This is a genomic window from Streptomyces inhibens (assembly GCF_022221585.1).
GTDB lineage: Bacteria > Actinomycetota > Actinomycetes > Streptomycetales > Streptomycetaceae > Streptomyces > Streptomyces inhibens.
Genome location: NZ_CP084681.1, coordinates 1,024,019 through 1,043,529 on the forward strand (window position 1 = coordinate 1,024,019; position 19,511 = coordinate 1,043,529).

At 70.6% G+C, this 19,511-nt stretch carries 17 protein-coding genes and 1 pseudogene; 11 read left to right on the forward strand and 7 right to left on the reverse strand.

Translation table 11 applies throughout. The features are described from left to right. Positions 1-6: 6 nt before the first annotated feature. Both KI385_RS04905 and KI385_RS04910 read left to right on the forward strand, forming a co-directional pair. Entirely contained in the window at positions 7-375 is a 369-nt protein-coding gene (locus KI385_RS04905; RefSeq protein ID WP_238570994.1) for a hypothetical protein, read from the forward strand. Between the two features lie 157 nt (positions 376-532). Next, positions 533-1,759, forward strand: coding sequence for a cytochrome P450 (locus KI385_RS04910; RefSeq protein WP_238570995.1), 1,227 nt, complete (start codon positions 533-535; stop codon positions 1,757-1,759). Positions 1,760-1,817: 58 nt separating this feature from the next. On the opposite strand, the gene KI385_RS04915 is transcribed toward KI385_RS04910, so the two are convergent. Continuing rightward, positions 1,818-2,111 carry a hypothetical protein gene (locus KI385_RS04915; protein WP_238570996.1) on the reverse strand — a complete coding sequence of 98 codons (294 nt, stop codon included), beginning with the start codon at positions 2,109-2,111 and terminating at the stop codon, positions 1,818-1,820. A 460-nt stretch (positions 2,112-2,571) separates the two neighbouring features. Here KI385_RS04915 and KI385_RS04920 point away from each other — a divergent pair, with 460 nt between their 5' ends. After that, positions 2,572-3,648 (forward strand): S1 family peptidase, encoded by a 1,077-nt coding sequence (locus KI385_RS04920; protein WP_238570997.1) that lies wholly within the window; start codon positions 2,572-2,574, stop codon positions 3,646-3,648. Positions 3,649-3,815: 167 nt separating this feature from the next. Further along, positions 3,816-6,575 carry a SpoIIE family protein phosphatase gene (locus KI385_RS04925; protein WP_425356868.1) on the forward strand — a complete coding sequence of 920 codons (2,760 nt, stop codon included), beginning with the start codon at positions 3,816-3,818 and terminating at the stop codon, positions 6,573-6,575. Here KI385_RS04925 and KI385_RS04930 read toward each other — a convergent pair. Then, on the reverse strand, positions 6,547-7,311 hold the full coding sequence (locus tag KI385_RS04930; protein ID WP_238570998.1) for a Fic family protein: 765 nt from the start codon (positions 7,309-7,311) through the stop codon (positions 6,547-6,549). The genes KI385_RS04925 and KI385_RS04930 overlap by 29 nt on opposite strands. Further along, positions 7,298-7,900, reverse strand: coding sequence for a hypothetical protein (locus KI385_RS04935; protein ID WP_238570999.1), 603 nt, complete (start codon positions 7,898-7,900; stop codon positions 7,298-7,300). Before KI385_RS04935 ends, KI385_RS04930 begins: the two co-directional genes overlap by 14 nt. 325 nt (positions 7,901-8,225) lie before the next feature. Here KI385_RS04935 and KI385_RS04940 point away from each other — a divergent pair, with 325 nt between their 5' ends. From KI385_RS04940 to KI385_RS04960, 5 genes and pseudogenes are all read left to right on the forward strand, one after another. Next, positions 8,226-9,788 (forward strand): glycosyltransferase family 39 protein, encoded by a 1,563-nt coding sequence (locus tag KI385_RS04940; protein ID WP_238571000.1) that lies wholly within the window; start codon positions 8,226-8,228, stop codon positions 9,786-9,788. Positions 9,789-9,985: 197 nt separating this feature from the next. Beyond that, positions 9,986-10,873 carry a hypothetical protein gene (locus KI385_RS04945; RefSeq protein ID WP_238571001.1) on the forward strand — a complete coding sequence of 296 codons (888 nt, stop codon included), beginning with the start codon at positions 9,986-9,988 and terminating at the stop codon, positions 10,871-10,873. 117 nt (positions 10,874-10,990) lie between these two features. Beyond that, positions 10,991-12,856 carry a trypsin-like serine peptidase gene (locus tag KI385_RS04950; RefSeq protein WP_238571002.1) on the forward strand — a complete coding sequence of 622 codons (1,866 nt, stop codon included), beginning with the start codon at positions 10,991-10,993 and terminating at the stop codon, positions 12,854-12,856. Between the two features lie 88 nt (positions 12,857-12,944). Next, a pseudogene (locus tag KI385_RS04955) lies at positions 12,945-13,283 on the forward strand (NAD(P)/FAD-dependent oxidoreductase); the annotation flags it as partial. 132 nt (positions 13,284-13,415) lie between these two features. Next, complete coding sequence (locus tag KI385_RS04960) at positions 13,416-14,216, forward strand: DUF817 domain-containing protein (RefSeq protein ID WP_425357060.1); 801 nt, start codon at positions 13,416-13,418, stop codon at positions 14,214-14,216. Between the two features lie 15 nt (positions 14,217-14,231). Here KI385_RS04960 and KI385_RS04965 read toward each other — a convergent pair whose 3' ends face one another. Then, a complete protein-coding gene (locus tag KI385_RS04965) occupies positions 14,232-14,804 on the reverse strand; it encodes a rhodanese-like domain-containing protein (protein WP_238571003.1) in 573 nt (190 codons plus the stop codon). 79 nt (positions 14,805-14,883) lie between these two features. Between KI385_RS04965 and KI385_RS04970 the strand changes: the two genes are divergently transcribed. Then, positions 14,884-15,171: a metal-sensitive transcriptional regulator gene (locus KI385_RS04970; RefSeq protein WP_238577567.1), complete on the forward strand. Its 288-nt coding sequence runs from the start codon at positions 14,884-14,886 to the stop codon at positions 15,169-15,171. 86 nt (positions 15,172-15,257) lie between these two features. Here the strand turns inward: KI385_RS04970 and KI385_RS04975 are convergent, their stop codons facing one another. The 3 genes from KI385_RS04975 to KI385_RS04985 form a co-directional block, all read right to left on the reverse strand. After that, positions 15,258-16,004, reverse strand: coding sequence for a sulfite exporter TauE/SafE family protein (locus KI385_RS04975; RefSeq protein WP_238571004.1), 747 nt, complete (start codon positions 16,002-16,004; stop codon positions 15,258-15,260). Beyond that, positions 16,001-16,165: a hypothetical protein gene (locus KI385_RS04980; protein WP_238571005.1), complete on the reverse strand. Its 165-nt coding sequence runs from the start codon at positions 16,163-16,165 to the stop codon at positions 16,001-16,003. The genes KI385_RS04975 and KI385_RS04980 overlap by 4 nt, the downstream gene beginning before the upstream one ends. A gap of 100 nt (positions 16,166-16,265) precedes the next feature. Then, positions 16,266-17,627 carry an MBL fold metallo-hydrolase gene (locus KI385_RS04985; RefSeq protein ID WP_238571006.1) on the reverse strand — a complete coding sequence of 454 codons (1,362 nt, stop codon included), beginning with the start codon at positions 17,625-17,627 and terminating at the stop codon, positions 16,266-16,268. A 286-nt stretch (positions 17,628-17,913) separates the two neighbouring features. On the opposite strand from KI385_RS04985, the gene KI385_RS04990 reads away from it, so the two are divergent. Then, positions 17,914-19,344 carry an FAD-binding oxidoreductase gene (locus KI385_RS04990; protein WP_238571007.1) on the forward strand — a complete coding sequence of 477 codons (1,431 nt, stop codon included), beginning with the start codon at positions 17,914-17,916 and terminating at the stop codon, positions 19,342-19,344. Positions 19,345-19,511: the final 167 nt, after the last annotated feature.

The window sequence follows — 19,511 nt, forward strand, 5'->3', positions numbered from 1 at the left end:
GGTCCCATGGTGTCCGCGGGCACGCACGCGCTGCTCAGGAACGGCAGCATGGTCAGCGGCACGGTGGCCATGCCGGCCGACTCCGCGGTATTTGCAGCCAACCCCAGGGCGACGGTGAGCCAGCCGGGCCGCGAAGCTGAGCAGCACGATGAGACCGCTCGCGCCGAACCGGTCAAGGGCGCCCGCGGCCGGGCGGAATACCCTCGCGAAGGCCACCCCGATGATGGCCGCGTCGGCTCCGGTCAGCGCAGCGTGGTGACGATGACGTGCCCGGTCGGCACGGCACCGCAAGAGACATCCATGACCTTGAACCGGTTGATGACGCCCTTGGTCATGCCGGAGTTCACGGCCGTCGCGGTGGACGCCAACCCGTAGCGGACGGCCGTCACGAGCAGACCCGGCGTCGCGTGGTCGATGTAGTCCACGCCCTGGCCGACCGTGTCTCCGGCAGGGTCGGTGTCAGAGCCGTGTCAGTCGTATGTCAGGTCCGTCGGCGATCGTGGCCGCAACAACCGCCACGAAAGGCCATCCGATGAGTCAGCCGGTTCCCATCCCGCACGGCCTCCCCATGGAGCGCGATGCGGGCCCCTTCGACCCGCCCCGCCACATCACCCGGTTGCGCGAGGCTCGCCCTGTCAGTCCCATGGTCTTCCCCGACGGTCACGAGGGCTGGATCGTCACCGGCTACGACGCGGTCCGCCAGCTCATGGCCGACACTCGCTTCAGCTCCCGCCAGGACATCGGCGTTCTCCACATACCGTACGAGACCCCCGGCATGCCCGCCGCTACCGAACCGTCCCCGCAGATTCCGGGCATGTTCATCGCCATGGACCCGCCGGACCACACCCGGCTGCGGCGCAGGCTCACCGGCGCCTTCACCGTCAAACGCATGAAGCAGCTCGAAGAGCACATCATCGACATCGCCGAGCGGCAACTGGACGAGCTGGCGCGCCTTACCCCGCCGGTCGACCTGGTCAAGGAGTTCGCGCTGCCGGTGCCCTCGCTGGTGATCTGCGAACTGCTCGGTGTCCCCTACGCGGACCGGGAGACCTTCCAGGTCAACTCCGCCAAGTTCCTGGTCAAGGACGTGTCGCTCGACGAGAAGATGGCCGCGTACACCGAACTGACCACGTACCTGGCCGAACTGGTCACGCGCAAACGCGCCACCCCCGGCGAAGACATACTGTCCGACCTGGCCCGCCATGACGACCTCACCATCGAGGAGCTGACCGGCATCGCCTTCCTGCTGCTGCTCGCGGGCCACGAGACCACCGCCAACATGCTGGCACTGGGCACCTTCGCGCTCCTGGAGCACCCCGAGCAGATGGCCGAACTGCGCGCCAACCCGGATCTGCTGCCCGATGCCGTCGAGGAACTCATGCGCTACCTGTCCGTGGTCGACATCCTCTTTCGCTACGCCACGGAGGACATCGAACTCGGCGGTGAAACAATCGGCAAGGGATCGACCGTCGTCGTCTCGATGCTGGCTGCCAACCACGACCCCCAGCGCTTCGACAACCCCGACACCCTGGACGTCCACCGCAAGGCCCGCGGTCACCTGTCCTTCGGCCACGGCGTCCACCAATGCCTCGGCCAGCAACTGGCCCGCATCGAGATGCGCGCCGGTTTCGACGGACTGCTGCGTCGCTTCCCGACCCTCAAGCTCGCCATCCCCGCCGGCGAGGTGAAACTCAGGACCGACATGAATATCTATGGCGTCCACGAACTGCCGGTCACCTGGACGGAAACGGCCCGGTAAATCCGTCGGCCGAGCGCGTCACCCGTGTAGGAACGTGCCTTAGGGCCTGTCTTGTGGATCATTCCGGTGAGCGGCGAAGCCCCAACGCAGCTCCACAGGACATGCCCTGGCTCGGAGTCGTGGGTGGACCATTGAGTCGAGCCAGGTACTCGCGGCCGGACCGCCCAGGCCCCTCTCGCACCAGATTTCCTATCAGCTTCGCAGTGGCTTCGGTGAGGGGCAGTTCGCGGCCCAGGCGTTGTTCCTTGATGCTGTCGCAGTTCAACAGCCGGCCGCCATCGGTGTCCTGGCGAGTGCAGTCCCATGCCAGTTGACGGATCTCATCGGGGCGGCGGCCGGTGTCGATGAGCACGTTGCGGCGATGCGGAAGTCGCGCGATGCCATGGCCTCCAGGAGCGGGAGGGGGTTCGTCGCCGCGCTCGGGTGCGGCGGGGACGTCTTCGTCACGCAGAGCGAAATCAGGCGGGAGCCCTTCCAGGAAGTCGCAGGCTCTCCGAGAGCCGGCTCATGTGGTTTCATCTCCTCGATCGCCGGCTCCAAGCGGCACCAGGGTCGGTGACGGACGCGGCTGATGTCGCCGGTAGGGCCGATTGCCCCGCCACCGGCCGTACAGGTGATTCCCGCCGATCTGGCGCCGGGCGGGTGTGGCGCCGAGCAGGGGCAGGAAAGGATTGAATTCGCGCCGGCGTGCCACGCCGTCAGGACGTCTGCGGCGCGCCGCCGGCTTTCGAAGGCGGGGCGCAGGACAAGCGACGAGTGACGGTCCAGGCCCACAGACTCATAGACCGGCTCGACCCCAGCAGAGGTTTGACGTGAAGTGCACCTACGTACCGACGCCTCGTACCGTCCTCGCCGCTGCCGGTGTGGTGGCCCTGTTCACCGCCGCACTCACCCTGCAGAGCGCCAAAGCCGCACCCCGCCCTGCCCCTGACCCCCCGTCGGCCACCATCGCCGCTCACCGCGCCAAGGAAATCAACTCCGCCCTCAGCGGGGAGGCGGCGGGCTCCTACTACGACCCCGAGAACCACAAGCTCATCGTGAACGTGACCAGCGAGGCCGCCGCGGGCAAGGCCCGTCTGGCCGGCGCCGAAGCCAGGATCGTCAAGCATTCCCTCGCCTCGCTGGACGCCGCCCGCGCGACCCTCAAGGAAAAGGCCACGATCCCCGGGACGTCCTGGGCGATGGACCCGAAGACCAACAAGGTGGTCGTCGTCGCGGACCGTACGGTCGAGGGCGACAGGCTGCAGCAGCTCAGGGCGGTCGTCTCCTCGCTCGGCGACCGGGCTGTCGTCGAGACATCCACAGCCACGCTCCGGCCGCTGATCAGCGGCGGCAACGCCATCTGGGGCAGCGGCGCACGCTGCTCCCTCGGCTTCAACGTGACCAAGGGCGGACAGCCGTACTTCCTGACGGCCGGGCACTGCGCCAACGCGGTGCGGAGCTGGTCCGCCGCGCAGGGGGGCACCGAGATCGCCGTGACGGAGAGCGGCAGCTTCCCCGGTGACGACTTCGGCATCGCGAAGTACACCGCCGCCGACATGGTGCACCCCGGCGAGGTGGATCTCTACAACGGCAGCACGCAGTCCATCACCAAGGCGGGCGATCCGATCGTGGGCCAGAAGGTGCAGCGCAGCGGCAGCACCACCCAGGTGCGCAACGGTGACATCAGCGCGCTCAATGTGACGGTCAACTACCAGGAGGGACCGGTCGACGGTCTGATCCAGACCACCATCTGCGCGGAGCCCGGCGACAGCGGCGGCTCGCTCTTCGAGGGCACCGCCGCGCTCGGCCTGACCTCCGGCGGCAGGGGCAACTGTTCCTCGGGCGGCGAGACCTTCTACCAGCCGGTGGGCGAGGCGCTCGAGAAGACCGGATCGCAACTTGGCTGACCACGGAGCCCCTGCTCAGAAGGGTGCGGCGTCGGCTCGGACCGGCGTCCCGGCCCTGCGGTGCCGCTTTCATGAGAATCTCGCGGGGCGAAGAGTCATCGCACAGTCATGCGATATCCCGGCGTGGTGTGTATCGGACGTAACGGTGCACGAGGTACATATGTAACATGGCCCGAATCTCCGGCCGCTTCCCGTGGCTCACTTCGGGGCGCAGGTTCACCCGGCGGCGCCCGGCCGGCCACGGCCGCCGTGCGCGGCCTGACGGCTCGCCGAAGCCGGCGGCCCGGCGCCTGCGCTCCCTGGCCGGCAGCCGCAGCGTCGCCGGCCAGATGTTCCTTCTACAGGTCCTGATCGTGCTGCTGCTGGTCGTGGCCGCGGTGACCACGTTGCTGGTCCAGTCCCGGAGCGACAGGTTCCAGAGCGCGCGTGACCGCTCGCTCGCCGCGGCCGAGTCCTTTGCCCACAGCCCCGGTCTGGTGCAGGTTCTGCGCAGCCCCAACCCGTCCGCGGTGCTCCAGCCACTGACCGAGGCCGCTCGCAAGAAGGCCGGTGTCGACTTCATCGTCGTCATGAACCGGGCCGGGATCCGCTACACGCACCCCCTGCCGAGCCGGATCGGGAAGCGTTTCGTCGGCACCATCGGGCCTTCGCTCGCCGGCCACGTCACCATCGAAAGCGTTTACGGACCGCTCGGTCACGAGGTGCAGGCGGTCGTCCCGGTAACGGACGCCAAGGGCTCTGTCGTGGGCCTCGTGTCGTCCGGTATGCGGGTCAGCCGCGTGAGCAGCGCGATCGACCGGCAGCTGCCGGTCGTCCTCGGCTCCGGGGCCGCCGCGCTCGCCCTGACCACGGCCGGCACGGCGCTGGTGACCCGCCGGCTGCGACGGCAGACCCATGGGCTCGGCCCGGCGGAGATGACCCGCATGTACGAACACCACGACGCGGTGTTGCATGCCGTACGCGAGGGGGTGCTCATCGTCGACGCGGACGGGGGCGTCCTGCTGGCGAACGACGAGGCGCGCCGGCTCCTCGGCCTGCCGCCCGATGCGGAGGGGCGCCGCGTCGCCGACCTCGGACTCGCCCCCCGGGCGGCCGAGCTGCTGACCTCCGGAAGCACGGTCACCGACGAGGTACTCCCGGTCGGGGACCGGCTACTGGCGGTGAACAAACGGCCCACGGACAGTCGGGGCGGCCCGCCCGGGAGTGTGACCACGCTGCGGGACTCCACCGAACTGCTCGCCCTCGCGGGAAAGGCGGAAGCCGCTCAGAGTCGACTGCGGCTGCTGTACGACGCGAGCATGACCATCGGCACCACCCTCGATGTGCAGCGCACCGCCGAGGAACTGACCCAGGTCGCCGTGACCTGGTTCGCGGACTATGTCACGGTCGACCTCGCCGAGGCTGTCCTGAGCGGCGAGGAGCCGCCGGCGGGGTCGTACAGCGAGGCGCCGGAACTGCACCGGGTGGCGCTCGCCGGCATCCGCGAGGACCATCCCCTCTACCGGGCGGGCGAGCTCCACAGGTACGTCATGCCCAGTCCGATGGCCACCGGTTTCATCACCGGACGGTCCGTGCTCGTCTCCGACCTGCGGGCCGCCGATGACTGGCGCGCGCAGGACACCGAGCGCTTCCAGCTGGTCCTGAACTTCGGGTGCCAGTCACTGATCACCGTTCCGCTCCAGGCGCGCGGTGTGCTCATGGGCGTCGCCAACTTCTGGCGTTCCCGGGAGAACACCCCCTTCGAGGAGGGCGATCTGACCCTGGCCGAGGAGATGGCGGCCCGGGCCGCCGTTTGCATCGACAATGCGCGCCGTTTCACGCGTGAGCATGCCGTGGCCGTCACTTTGCAGCACAGTCTGCTCCCGCGCGGTCTGCCCGAGCAGAACGCCCTCGACATCGCCCACCGCTATCTGCCCGCAAAGACCGGGGTGGGCGGCGACTGGTTCGACGTCATCCCGCTACCGGGCGCCCGTATCGCCCTGGTCGTCGGTGACGTGGTCGGCCACGGGCTCCATGCCGCCGCCACCATGGGCCGCCTGCGTACCGCGGTGCAGAATTTCTCCACCCTCGACCTGCCGCCCGATGAGCTCCTCAGCTTCCTGGACGAGCTGGTCAACCGCATCGACCAGGAGGCGATCGCGGCGAACGACGAGGCCGTGGTCGCGGGTGCCACCTGCTTGTACGCGATCTACGATCCCTCCTCCGGCCGCTGCACCATGGCCCGCGCCGGCCACCTGCCGCCGGCCCTCGTCCGCCCCGACGGCTCCGTGGAGTTCCCCGACCTCCCCGCGGGCGCACCGCTCGGCGTCGGCGGCCTGCCCTTCGAGGCGGTGGAGCTGCACCTGCCCGAGGGCAGCAGCCTCGCCCTCTACACCGACGGCCTGGTCGAGGACCGCAGGCAGGACATCGAAACCGGAATGCAGGAACTCGCCACGGCGCTGGCGCACCCGGGCCGGACGCCGCACGAGACCTGCGAAGCCGTACTCGCTGCCCTGCTCCCGGGCCGCCAGCGCGACGACATCGCCCTGCTCGTCGCGCGCACCCACCTCCTGCCACCGGACCGCATCGCCACCTGGGAGATCCCCTCCGAGCCTGCGGCGGTGGCCGCAGCACGCGCGAACATCACGGAGCAGCTCGCGCAGTGGGGGCTGGAGGAAGCGGTCTTCAGCACGGAACTCATCGTCAGCGAGCTCATCACCAACGCCATCCTCTACGCCTCCGGCCCGATCCGTGTGCGCCTGCTGTACGACCGCACCCTGATCTGCGAGGTCTCCGACACCGGCAGCACCGCCCCGCACCTCCGGTACGCCGCCGTGGAGGACGAAGGCGGCCGCGGTCTCTTCCTCGTCGCCCAGCTCGCCCAGCACTGGGGCACCCGCTACACCCCCGAGGGCAAGATCATCTGGGCGGAACAGACCCTTCACTGAGGGGTCGCTGATGCCACGCTTCGTGGCCTCCTCCGATGCCCGCGCGGCGTTGCGCCATGCCGTGGTCGTGAGCCGTGGTCGCCCTGTCCTGGGGCTGTCGGGCGAATGCGCGGCCTCTGGTCGCCCGGATCAGGATGCCCACCAGCACCGCGAGGTCGGCCGCGCCCCCCGGATCGTCCGCGTAACGGGTGGTCTGGAGGGGCCCCACCTCGTCCAGCACGATGCCTTCGCGCGCGAGCACGAAGGTGAGCGCCAGCAGGGCCGCCCGGCCGTTGCCGTCGGCGAAGGGGTGGAAGAACGCCACGTCCAGGTACGTCCGGGCCGCTCGGGCGGCCGGCGGCACTTGCTTCTCGTCGCTGCCGCGCAGACAGCGCGCGAAGTCCGCCTCGGTGCGGGGGGTCAGACGGTATCGCTCGCGGCCGCCCTTCGCGTAGGCGTCGCCCGTTCGGAAGGGGGCCTCAGCCGTCCCCAGGACCAGGCGCTGCCAGCCGGCCAGCAGACCGAAGGTGAGCGGTGCGTTCCGTGCGGCGTCCGCGCGGGCCGCCGCGTAGGCGGACAGCAGACGCTCCGCACGGGCGGGGTCGCGGCGGCGGACCGGGCCCTCGCACCACGCGGTGAAGCCGTCCACCGACGGCGTGACGGGGCCGGTGACGTCCTCGGCGCCGGTACGCGCCCAGTCGACCTGCTGCCGGACCCGGCACCAGTCGGCCAGCGCGTCGGCGTCAGCCGCGGTCATGGTGTTCTTCGAGCTCGCTGTGTTCCCGGTGGTCGCGGTAGGGCAGTTGTCCGGTCAGCCCGAAGGCCAGGTCCTCGCCCACCGAGTCGATCAGCGTCGCCCGGGGCGCGGCCCAGCTCTTGAACCGCCCGCCGATGGCGTCCGCCACCGCCGCCCGGGCCTCCGCCGGGTCCATACCGGTCGAGGTGAGGAACCACTCCAGCGCCAAGGAGCACTGCCCGTACCAACCGCTCTCCGCGCCGGTGCGGTCCAGCACCCGCGTCACCAGCCGCGCCGAGGCCCGCTCCAGGTGCCAGCTGCGGTCCTCGGGGCTCGCCTGCGGGGGCGGAGCCAACTCGGCGAAGCGTGCGGCGAGTTCCTCCAGCCAGTCGCGCCACTCCAGCAGGGCGGCCACGGCCCGGGCGGCGGTCTCCTCCGGTGTGCCCACCGAGCACGCACCGCAGCACCAGCTGCCGACGACACCGCCCGCCTCCCCGACAGTCCAGTTCCAGTGCCGGGCCCACAGCCCGTACCGCTCCAGGAAGAGGGCCTCCATGTGCCGCTCGCACCACCGCTCCCCGGCCCACCAGCCCGCCATGCGGGACAGCACCGGCGGCACATACTCCTTGATCCGCTCGGTGACGTAGGCCTCCTCGGCTTCGTCCCAGACGAAGGGGTGGCGTTCCGGGTCGAGTTCGTGCCAGGTCAGCGGGCGTGGCGGGTTGTACGGTTCGGGCTGCTCGGCTGACGTGGCGCACTCCAGGCTCGTATCGGATCAGGACAGTTGGGCGATTATGCCTGGTTGTCGTCCGTATCCGCCCCTGAATTAGGACCTGTCCGACGTGCCGGAGCGGGCGCGAGTTCGCACCCGACGCCGCCGACGGACAACGTCACCTCTATGCATGCAATGTATACGTCAACGCTAGAGTTCCGGCATGTCTCTTGATCTCGGCCCCGGACCCGCTGCCGTCATCGGACGAAGGGCCGCCCCGGCCACCGTCGGAGCGCGTTGGTGGCCGCGTTGTGCGGTTCCCGGGGTGCCCGCGCTGCTGGCACTGGGACTGAGCCTGTGGGGGCTGTCCCGTCAGGGCGCGATATGGCGGGACGAGGCCGCGACATGGGAGGTGGCCCGGCGGTCCATACCCGAGATCTGGCACATGATCGGGCAGGTGGACGTCGTCCACGGGCTCTACTACCTGCTGATCCACACCTCGTTCGAGGTCTTCGGAGCCAACCTGGCGGCGCTGCGGCTGCCCTCGGCGCTGGGCGCGATCGTCGCCGCGGCGGCCACCGCGGCGATCGGCCGCAGACTCGCCGGGCCCACGGCCGGCCTCTCGGCCGGGCTGGTGCTGGCGCTGCTGCCGGTGATGCAGCGGTACGCACAGGAGGGGCGCTCCTTCACGCTGGTGACGGCAGGGGTGGCGGTGGCGACCTGGCTGCTGGTGGGCGCGGTCTGTCCGGCGGGACCCACGACGTCACGCGACGGCCGAGGGCGGCGGGCCGCGTGGGGGTGGCGCTGGGGCGGCTACACGGCGGTCATGCTCGCTACCGCGCTGCTCAACTGGCTCTCGCTCTTCGCGCTGGCGGCCCACGGCGTGACCGTCCTGATCGCCTGGCGCACCGGCCAACGCCCGCTGCTGGCACGGTGGTTGATGTCCGCCGCGGTGATCGCGGCGGGGACCCTGCCGCTCATACTCGCCAGCCTTCCGCAGGCGGATCAGGTGGCGTGGATACAGCCCGCCTCGGCCGTCACGTTGCTGGGGGTGACCGCGATGCTGGTGATCGCCCTGGCGTGCGCCCGGGTGCCGCGCCCCGCGCGTACGGAGCTGTCTCCGGTCCCGGTGGGGCTGCCGCTGCTCGCCGTCCCGCAACTCGGTCTGCTGCTGGCCTCCTGGCTCATCAAGCCGCTCTATGTCGACCGCTATGTGCTCTTCGCCTACATCGGGCTGGCGCTGCTCGTCGGCCCCGCCATCGCCTGGGCGGTGCGGGCCGCTCTGCCATACGGCCGGGCACGCGGCTGGGGGTGGCTGCGTGGCGAGATGCTGCTCGCCGGGCTGGTGGCGGTCGTATTCATCGCGCTGCTGCCGTTGGAACGGGGCCTGCGGAACCCGGAGAGCCGCACGGATGACGTGCGGGTGACGGCCGACAAGGTCGCGGAGCTGGCCCGCCCGGGGGACGGCGTCCTGTACATACCCGACCAGCGGCGTGACGCCGCGCTCGTCACGCCCGCCGAGTTCAACGGACTCGACGACCTCGCGCTGGCCGAGGACCCGGTCGCCTCCGGGACCCTGTACGGCGTGGAGGCCACCCCCGAACGCATCCGGGCCGCCATGCTTGCTCATCGGCGCGTCATCGTCGTCAGTGACATCGTCCCCTCCCCGGCGCCGTCGGCACCCCGTGACCTGACCAAATTCACCGTCCTCGCCCGGCACTTCACCCTCACCGTCTCCGCCGAGACCGGGGGACGCCGGGTGATGGTGTACGAGAAGACGCGGTGAGCCCGGGCTCCGCGCGATGGCGGGGCCAGGACCGGGCCCGGGCTCGCGCGTCAGCTTCCGGCCCCGCCGCACCCGCTCCGCGGCGGGAGTCGACCGGGCGCCGCTCGAACAGCTGACGTAAAAGATCCATAAGCTCAGGCAACCCGCCGGCCCGTGCCGCCGTCTTCCCCGTGTACAGCATCGGGGGAAGGGGAATCTTGTTCCGCAGCACGCTTCGGGCCGTGGCCGTCGCCGGTCTTGTCCTGGTCCCTGTGACGGGGCCGGTTTCCGGCGCGTCCGCGTACGGGGTCACGGCTGCCGCCATCGGGGGCAACCCGTCCGGCGGGCCCCGGCTCACGTACTTCGGTGACCAGGGCAGGGTCGAGAACGGCGGGCCGGTCTGGTTCAGCATCGAGGGGCTGCGCGCCGGGTGGGACACCGTGACCGTCCGCTCCCCCGCTCTGGTCGAACCGATCCGGCTCACCCCGGTGAAGAAGGGGTCTGCGCAGTCCGCCCAGGTCGACGCGCCGGGCTCGCACCACCGGATCCGCGGTGACATCGCACCGGGCATGTACCCCGTCACCGCGACCGCTCACGGCCGTACCGTCGCCACCACGCGGCTCAAGGTCACCGCGCGCGGATCGGCGATGATCGGCCGGTTCGTCGTCGGCCCGAAGGACGCGTTCCCGGGCAGTGACACTCCGGCCGACGTGCGCCCCGGCGGCGATGTGCTCGTGGTGCTCACCGACCGTCATCCCGCCTCCGGCGAGGACGTCCTGACCGTCACGTCCCCCGTCTTCGACGGCCGGGTGACCATCCGGAAGGACAGCGCGGACGACCCCGGCTGCAAGTGCGACGACGGGGCGACGGTCTACGCGGGCCGCGCCACGGTGCGGGGTGACGTCCTGGCGGGAAAGCACCCGCTGACCGTCATCAGCCACCACGGGCGGCAGACCACCACTCGGCGGGTGACCGTGGCCGGCGAGCCCGTCGGCCAGGGCCGGCCCTGGCTGGTCGGCGGCATCGCAGCCGGGGTGCTCGCACTCGCGGCCGGCGGCTGGGTGCTCCTGCGCCGCCGCGGCCGAAACGGCGCCGGCTCCGCCTGACGAAGGTCATTGTTCCGTCGTTCCGTCGTTCCGTCGTTCCGTCGTTCCGTCGTTCCGTCGTTCCGTCGTTCCGTCGTTCCGTCGTTCTGCTGTTCCGTCGTCATCAGAAAGCACTCCTTGCGCACGTCACCCATACACATACGCCACCTCGCCGTCTCGGCCGCCGGTACCGCACTGTTCCTGACCGGCGGCGCCCTGGCGGGCGGCCCCGTCGCCCATGCCGACGACACGCCCGCGCCGTCTCCTCGGCCGACCCCCGCCCGGACGAAGAGCCTGACGTCCGACGGGGACGGCGGCGGTTGGTCGGACGCTGACGCCCTCCGGTTCTGGACTCCGGACCGCATGGACTCGGCCACCGACCCCGCACCGCCGACCGCAGCCCCGAAGGCGGGCCTCACGGCCGCGCCCAGGGACAGCCGTTCGGTGGCGGCCGGTATGCCGACCGCGGAGCACATCCCCGGCGCCAAGTCGGTCGGCGTGATCTTCACATACGAGAAGGACCCGACCACGGGCAATATGCACGCCCACAAGTGCTCGGCCAGCGTCGTCCAGAGCCCCGGCCACAATCTGATCCTGACCGCAGGGCACTGCAGCGGCGGGAATGCCGTCTTCGTACCGTGGTACCGGACCGAGTACGCACTGGACAAGCAGACCTACGGGTTCTACCGGGTCGCCGACTGGTTCGTGGACAACCGTTACGTCAACAACAGCAAGCAGCGGGTCTCGGATCTGGACTTCGCGTTCGCCCGGCTGTCCCCCTCGTCCCAGGGCAAGAACGCGCAGGACCTCGTGGGGGCGAACACGCTGGTCCGCACGCCGGGTTACGTCAACAACGTGACGATGGTCGGGTACCCGTCCAGCCACAACCCCGAGGACCGCGCCGTCCGTTGTCCCACCCGTACGGCAGCGCTGGGCGGCTTCTACCAGATGCAGGCCAAGTGCGCCGGGATGTGGGGCGGCGTCTCCGGAGGTCCCTGGTTCTCGAAGATCGACTGGACCAAGGGCACGGGCGAGATCATCGGCAACACCGGCGGCTACAACGGCGGTGGCAACGACAACAACGCCAACTGGCTCACCTACAGCCCGATGTACGGCGACTGGCTCTTCCGTCTCTACGACGAGGCCAAGAACAATCAGCACGTCAGCCACGGCGATTCCTACCAGCAGCCCGCGCTGCCGTACGCGATGGGCAACGCCGACGCCTGGTCCCACGCCCGGCTGCTGGCCTCGGGAGAGTACACGGGGGACGGCAAGGGCGACCTGATCGTGGTGTGGGCCGACGGCGAGGTCTCGCTCTACACCGGTGACGGCCGGGGCGGCTTCACCGGTAGGCGGCGGCTGGCCGGCCCCGGAGGGACCTGGAAGGACGTCAAGTCCCTCACCGGCGGTGACTTCTCCGGCGGCAACGGCTCGGACCTGCTCGTCGTATGGAAGAGCGGCGAGGTCAGGATCCTCCCGGACGTCGGCGCCCGCGGCCTCGGCCGCGGTATCGGTCTGGCCCGAGCCGGCTCGGTCTGGAGCCACGCCGACCGGATCGTCGGCGGCAGCTTCGGCACGGCGAAGCACGTCAGCGATCTGCTGGTGCGGTGGAGCGACGGCGAGATCACCGACTACACCGCCGTCGGCGACAAGGGCTTCGGCACCGAGCACCGGTTGCAGAAGCCGGACGCCCGCTGGAAGCAGGCCACTCTGCTCACCGCGGGCGACTTCAGCGGACGTGCCAACTGGGACGCTCTGGTGCGCTGGCCGAACGGCAAGATCTCGCAGTACCAGGACACCGGCCCCGGCGGGCTCGGCAAGGAGGTCCAGATGGCACCGCCGCAGAGCATCTGGACCCAGGACGTGGTGCTGACGGCGGGCAGCTATGACGCGAACGGCTGGCCGGACGACCTGGTCGTCCGCTGGTCCGGCGGCGAGACCAGCATGTACGCGCGCACCGGCACCGCGTTCGGCGCCGAGCGCATGCTCGTCCCGCCGCAGTAGCCGGTACGGGCCCGACCGACCCGCCGGGCCCGTACCCAGAGCCCTGATTGCCGCCGCATTGCTGAAGCGGCAAGGAATGTTTCGCCACGACGGCCTCCCGCCGCGCGAGCTGCTGCGGGCGGGGAGGGAAGAAGTCACCGGTTACGGCGGACGGATCGTGTCGGACCGGGTCACCGCCGTACGCCGCGCCGGCGAACACTTCGCCGTGGGCACCGAGGACGGCCGGAGCTGGTCCGCACGCCGGCTGCTGGTGACCACCGGCCTGGTCGACGAGCTTCCCGACGTGCCTGGCCTGCGCGAGCGCTGGGGCCGTGAGGTGCTGCACTGCCCGTACTGCCATGGCTGGGAGGTGCTCGACACGCCCATCGGCGTGCTGGCCACGGGCCCCGGGGCGGTGCACCAAGCGCTGCTGTTCCGGCAGTGGTCGGGCGGCGGCCCGGTTCGCCGATGCCTTCGGCCCGGACGCGGAGGCCGCGAACTGACAGCGGGTGACCGAACGCCTCGCCCCCGCGTCAGGCCACCGGCAACCGGCGCGCGGGCCCCACGCGTCGGCATGGATATGTCGACCGTGACCGTCCTTCTACGCAAGGCCCTCCTCTTCGCCTGGCTCGAAACGCGCTGCTGCGCCTTCGCCATCGCCCTGCTGTCAGGCGTGGCCGTATCCCAGGCGCTGCCGCAGCTGCCGATCGCCAGATATGACCTGCTGGTCGCCTATGGGGTGCTGCTGACCGCGGTGTTCCTGGTCTGCCGCTGGGAGAGTGGGCGGGACCTCGCGGTCATCTCGGTGTGTCATGTGATCGGGCTGGCCTTCGAGCTGGTGAAGGTCGCGCTCGGTTCCTGGAGCTATCCGGAGCCGGCCGTGCTGAAGTTCGCGGGCGTCCCGCTGTACGGCGGCTTCCTGTACGCGGCGGTGGGCAGCTACGTCTGTCGCGCCTGGCATGTGCTGGATCTGCGGCTGATCCGCTACCGCCCCGGAGCCACCTCGGTGGTGGCCATGGCGATCTACGCGAACTTCTTCAGCCATCACTGGCTCCCGGACGTGCGCTGGCCCCTCGCCGTCGCGCTGATCGCGGTGACGGCCGGAACGCAGGTCACGTTCGCCGTCGGACGTTCCCGCCACCGTATGCCCCTTGCCCTCAGCTTCGCCCTGATCGGCTTCTTCCTGTGGCTGGCGGAGAACATCGCCACCTACCTCGGCGCGTGGCGCTACCCCTATCAGGCCCATGGGTGGCAGCCCGTCGCCTGGGAGAAGTTCGGCGCCTGGGCGCTTCTGATCAGCGTGACCTTCGTGCTGGTTGCGTGGGCCAACGGCAGGCGCGTCCCCGACGAGAGCCCGGCGGGCCCCGACGCCAACAGCTGAGACGACAGCTGCGCTTCAGCGTCCGCTCAGTGCCGCGAGGGTCGTGTCGAGGTCAGCGCCGCGCGGGCGGTTGTACGGCAGCTTGCCGAGAACGGCAGCCATACCGCAGGTGTTGGTCGCCGCCGAGAAGACCAATCCTCCGCCGATGCCCGCCGAGATCAGCTGAAAGGCCGGGTGGACGAGGCCCAGGCCGAGGCCGGTCAGGACGAGCGCGCCGGCGGCCAGCCGCACCTGGCGCTCCATTCCCCAGACAGCGCGCACGGAGCCTTCGGGGCGGTGCAGGTCGTGACCCTCGGCCGCCCAGGCGCCCGTGCCTCCTGTGAGGGACGCGGCGCTGATGCCGTGGTCGGCGAGGGTCCGGCAGGCGTTCTCGGAGCGGGCGCCGGACGCACACACCACGAGGATGTCTGCGCGGGACGCCGCCTGTTCGATCGCGGGCAGGGCGCGCCTGATCTGGTCGAGGGGGATGTTGAGGGCGCCGGGCAGATGGCCGGAGGCGTACTCGCCGGGTGTGCGTACGTCGATGACGGTCAAGTCGTGCAGCCGGGAGTGGGCCTGGCCGATGTCGAGGGAAAGGGGGGTGGTCACGGGTGCCATCCTTGATTGTCGGCGGTGCCCCGAGCGGGGGAGTACATTACCCCTAGGGGTATTTTTTCGAGGAGTGATGGTGGAGCTGGATCTCGCGGGTACGGAACTCAGAGCCGTGCTGAACCGGCTGCGCCGGGCACAGGGCCAGATCTCCGGAGTGATCCGGATGATCGAGGAAGGGCGCGACTGCGAAGAGGTCGTCACGCAGCTCGCCGCCGCGTCCCGCGCGCTCGACCGGGCGGGCTTCGCGATCATTGCCACCGGTCTGCAGCAGTGTCTGACGGACATCGACGGCAGCAAGAACACCGGTGAGGACCGCGAGCAGATGCGGGCCCGCCTGGAGAAGCTGTTCCTTTCGCTCGCCTGACGGGATGCGCTCGCCTGACGGCGTTCTGATTCGCCGGCTCCCGGTCGGCGTACCGCGCCGGCTGTTCCACCGCATGCGCCCGCGTTTCATAGCGCCGAGTCGATCAGCATGAACACGGCCAGGGCCAGCAGCACCACCGCGAAGATCCGCTGCAACAGACCACCGGAGACCTTCGCGGCCAGGCGTTTGCCGTCCCAGGCTCCGAGTACGGCCGCTCCGGCGAACGGGCCGATGACCGCCCAGCGCAGACCGTCGGCGGTGCCCGCGCGGGCCGCCAGTGCTGCCAGCGAGTTGACCGTGATGACCAGCAGGCTGGTGCCGACCGCGGCTCGCATCCGCAGGCCGAGGACGCTCGCCAGCGCCGGTACGGCGAGGAAGCCGCCGCCGACGCCCAGGAAGCCGGTGACCGCGCCGAGTCCGGCGCCGGCAGCGGCGGCCCGCCCCGGCCGGACCGGGCGATCGCCGTCGCCGCCGTCCCGCCGCCTGAGCATACGCAGCGCGGCCAGCACTGCGATGACGGCGAAGGCGCACGTCAGCAGGGCCGCGGGCACCTGCCCCGCCAGTGTTCCGGCCAGCATGGCCGGGACGATACCCGCCATGGCGAAGAGACTTCCGGTACCCCAGTGGACGTTGCCGTCGCGGGTGTGCGCGTACAGGGCGGTGGCCGAGGTGGCGGTGACGATGACCAGGCTCGCGGTGGTCGCGGCGGCCGGGGTGAATCCGAGCAGGTAGATCAGAGCGGGGACGGCCAGCACACTGCCGCCGCCCCCGAGCGCCCCGAGCGCCAGTCCGATGACGGCACCGGCGGCCAGCGCGAGCAGCAGAGTACTCACGCTATCGAGCCGCCATCGCACCACTGGTCCACCACCGGGAGGCCTGCCCCGGCCCATGCCCGCATCCCGCCGATCACACCGACGGCATCGCCGCCGGCGGTGGTGCGCTCCGCCGTCTGCTGGACGTTCACCCGGCCCGGGCCGCCTCGGAAGAATGACATCGATACTCCTCTGCGTCTCGCATGCTGCGGTGGCTCCCTGCCGGACCGTGCCCCACCGGATGCGCACGCGTCCGATTCCGGTTTCCGAACGGCGCACGGATCAGCTGGTGATGACGGTGAGCCCCGCCTCGGCGGCTGCGCCGAACGCATCGTCCACGGCAATGACCTCGCGGCCCACGGCATCGAGCAGCGACGCCGCGATCCCGGCGCGCATACCGCCGGCGCAGTGCACCCACACCTCTCCCGCGGGGATCTCGTCGAGCCGCTGAGGGAGGGCGTGGACAGGGATGTGGACCGAGCCCTCGATGTGCCCGCCGGCGCGCTCGGAGTCCCGGCGGACGTCCAGTACGACGATGTCGTCGTCGGCCTCGCGGGCCGCCAGATCGGCGAACGTGCCGCGCCGGAAGGAGCTCAGCGACTCCCCGTCCCGGATCCAGGACGCGGGTTCCCCGGTCGCCGCGGCGGCGGGCCGGTCGATGCCGACGCGGACCAGTTCACGCTGGGCCGCCGCCAGCTGCTCCGGTGATGCGGCGAGCAGGGTCACGGGCTTGCCCCACGGAATCATCCAGGCCAGGTACGTCGCTACCTTGCCGTCGCCCTCGAAGTTGTAGGAGCCCACGACATGGCCCCGGGCGAAGGCCACGCGGTTGCGCAGGTCGACGACCCACTCCCCCGCGGCAAGCCGGGCGGCGATGTCGTCGGCATCGGCGACGGCGGGCGGGGTCAGGTCGACGGGGGCCGGCCCGGCGGCATTGGCCGGACCCATGTGCGCGTAGTACGCGGGCACGTCCTCCAGGCCCGCCAGCAGATGGCGGACGAAGGTGTCCACGTCCCGAAGGAGCGCCTCGTTGACCGCCTTCTCCTTGCCGATGGTCGTGGCGTCGCCCCCGGCCTGGGAGGAGGAGCAGAAGCTGCCGAATCCGTGTGTGGGCAACACGGGTGTCTCGTCGGGCAGTTCGGCGGCGAGCCGGTGTGCGGAGGCGTGCTGATCGCGGGCCAGCTGCGCGGTGAGCCGCGGCTCGACGAGATCCGGCCGGCCGACCGTGCCGATGAGCAGGGATCCGCCGGTGAACGCCGCAACGGCCGTTCCGGCCTCCTCCAGGACATAGGAGGTGTGGTGCGGAGTGTGGCCGGGGGTGGCCATGGCGCGCAGGACCAGGCCGGAGTCGATCTCCAGGGTGTCCCCGTCCTGGACGGGTACCCGTACGAAGGAGACCCGCGCCGCGGCCGGGACCAGGTAGGCGGCGCCGGTGATCCGGGCCAGCTCCAGGCCGCCGGTGACGTAGTCGTTGTGGATGTGCGTTTCCACGACATGCGCGATGCGCACCCCTCGCCGGGCAGCCGCCGCGATCACCTGATCGATGTCCCTCGGCGGGTCCACGGCGACAGCCGCCCGGGCACCGCCGGCGACATAGCTGCGATTCCCGAGCCCTGCCAGCTCGATGGTGTCGACAAAGAACACCTGGGCGCTCCTCTCATCATATGTACCCCCGGGGGTATGTTTCGACGGTAGCACGGTTACCCCCGGGGGTATCCTTGGGACGCTCGGATTGCCTGCGGCGGACCGCTGGGCCGGACCTCGCACGTACGCCTGGGGCGACATCCCGCTCCCGGAGCGAATCAACCAACGCCGCACCGCACAGGCCGAGTTCCGGCTCCGCGCTCAAGCTTCGCGCTCAACTGGAGGGGGTGATCACACCGTGTTAACGTGAAGATATCCGTATGAGCCGGGCATTTACCCGCCTTCCTTGAACTCCGCAGAGGAGATGGTGGCCATGGCGCGGGACTCGCTGTTCCACGCGCCCCGGGCCGGCACACAGGCCCGGACAGGCGAGGAGACCCCCTACGCGGACGCGGTGGACTGGGACGAATTACGGCGGCGGATGCGCGGAGCCTTGCTGCGGCCGGGAAATCCCGGGTTCGACGACGCCCGGAAGCTGTTCAACCCGCTCAACGACGACCACATACCGGCCGCGGTGGCGCAGTGCGCGTCGGTGGCCGATGTCAGCGAGGCGGTGCTGGCGGCCGGGAACCGGGTTCCGCTGGCCGCCCGCAGCGGTGGGCACTCCTACGTCGGCTACTCGGCGCCGCACGGCGGTCTCACCCTTGACCTGCGGCGTCTGTCGGCCGTGGAGGTCCAGCCGGACGGCACCGCGACCGTCGGCGCCGGCGCGGTGCTGCGGGATGTGTACAGCGGCCTCGGCCAGGCGAACCGCTGCCTGCCGGGAGGCTCCTGCTTCACCGTCGGCATCGCCGGGGTGACGCTGGGCGGCGGGATCGGCGTACTGCAACGCAAGTTCGGGCTCACGTGTGACCACCTCCTGGCGGCCGAGATCGTCACCGCGGACGGAAGAACGCACACGGCCTCCGCCACGCGGACCCCGGACCTGTTCTGGGCCCTGCGCGGTGGTGGCGGCGGTAATTTCGGGGTCGTCACACAGTTCACCTTTGCGACCGATCCGGCTCCGGCGCTGACGGTGTTCGTGGTCGGCTTCCCGGCGGGGAAGGTGGCCGAGGTACTGAGCGCATGGCAACCGTGGATCACGGCCGCACCCCGGGAGCTGTGGGCAAACCTCAATATCTCGGGCGGGAGCCCGCCGAGTTGCCGGGTGGCCGGCTGCTTCGTCGGGCCGAGCAGCACCTGCAGTCCGCTGCTGGACGATCTGGTCTCGCGTTCCGGCGTCCTGCCCAACCGCCGAACCGTCCAGGACCGGGACTACTTCAATGCCATGCGCTTCTTCTCCGGCAGGCCGGACCGGGAGTCGTTCGTCGCCTCGTCACGGGTTCTGAGCGCGCCCACCCCCGATCCTGCCGCCCTGGCCGGTCTGCTCACCGGCCGCACGGACATGGCGATCATCCTCGACGCGCTCGGCGGCGCGGTGGCCGATGTGGGTGTCCGGCAGACCGCTTTCCCGCACCGCACCGCATTCGCCACCGCCCAGATCTACGCGGGGGCCACCGCGGCGTCCGAGGCCGAGGTGACGCGCAACGTCGGCGAGGTCGTGGCGGATCTGAACTCCCAGGGCATCGGGGGCGGTTATGTGAACTACATCGACCCGGCCCTGCCCGACTGGGCGAAGGCCTACTACGGCCCGAATCTGGAACGCCTCCGCTCCGTCGCGCACGACTACGACCCGGACAACGTGTTCGACTTCGCGCAAGCCGTCAGCCGGACCTGAACGGCGATCGCCGCACAGCCATCGGCCATCGCCACGCGGCCCTTGCGCACAGCTCTTGCGCACGGCCCTTCCCACGACCTTGCGCACGGCTCTTGCAACTGACGGCCCGTCAACCTACCCTTCCGGCACCCCCACCGCACCGGGGCGCTCGTACGGTCTCCCTACGA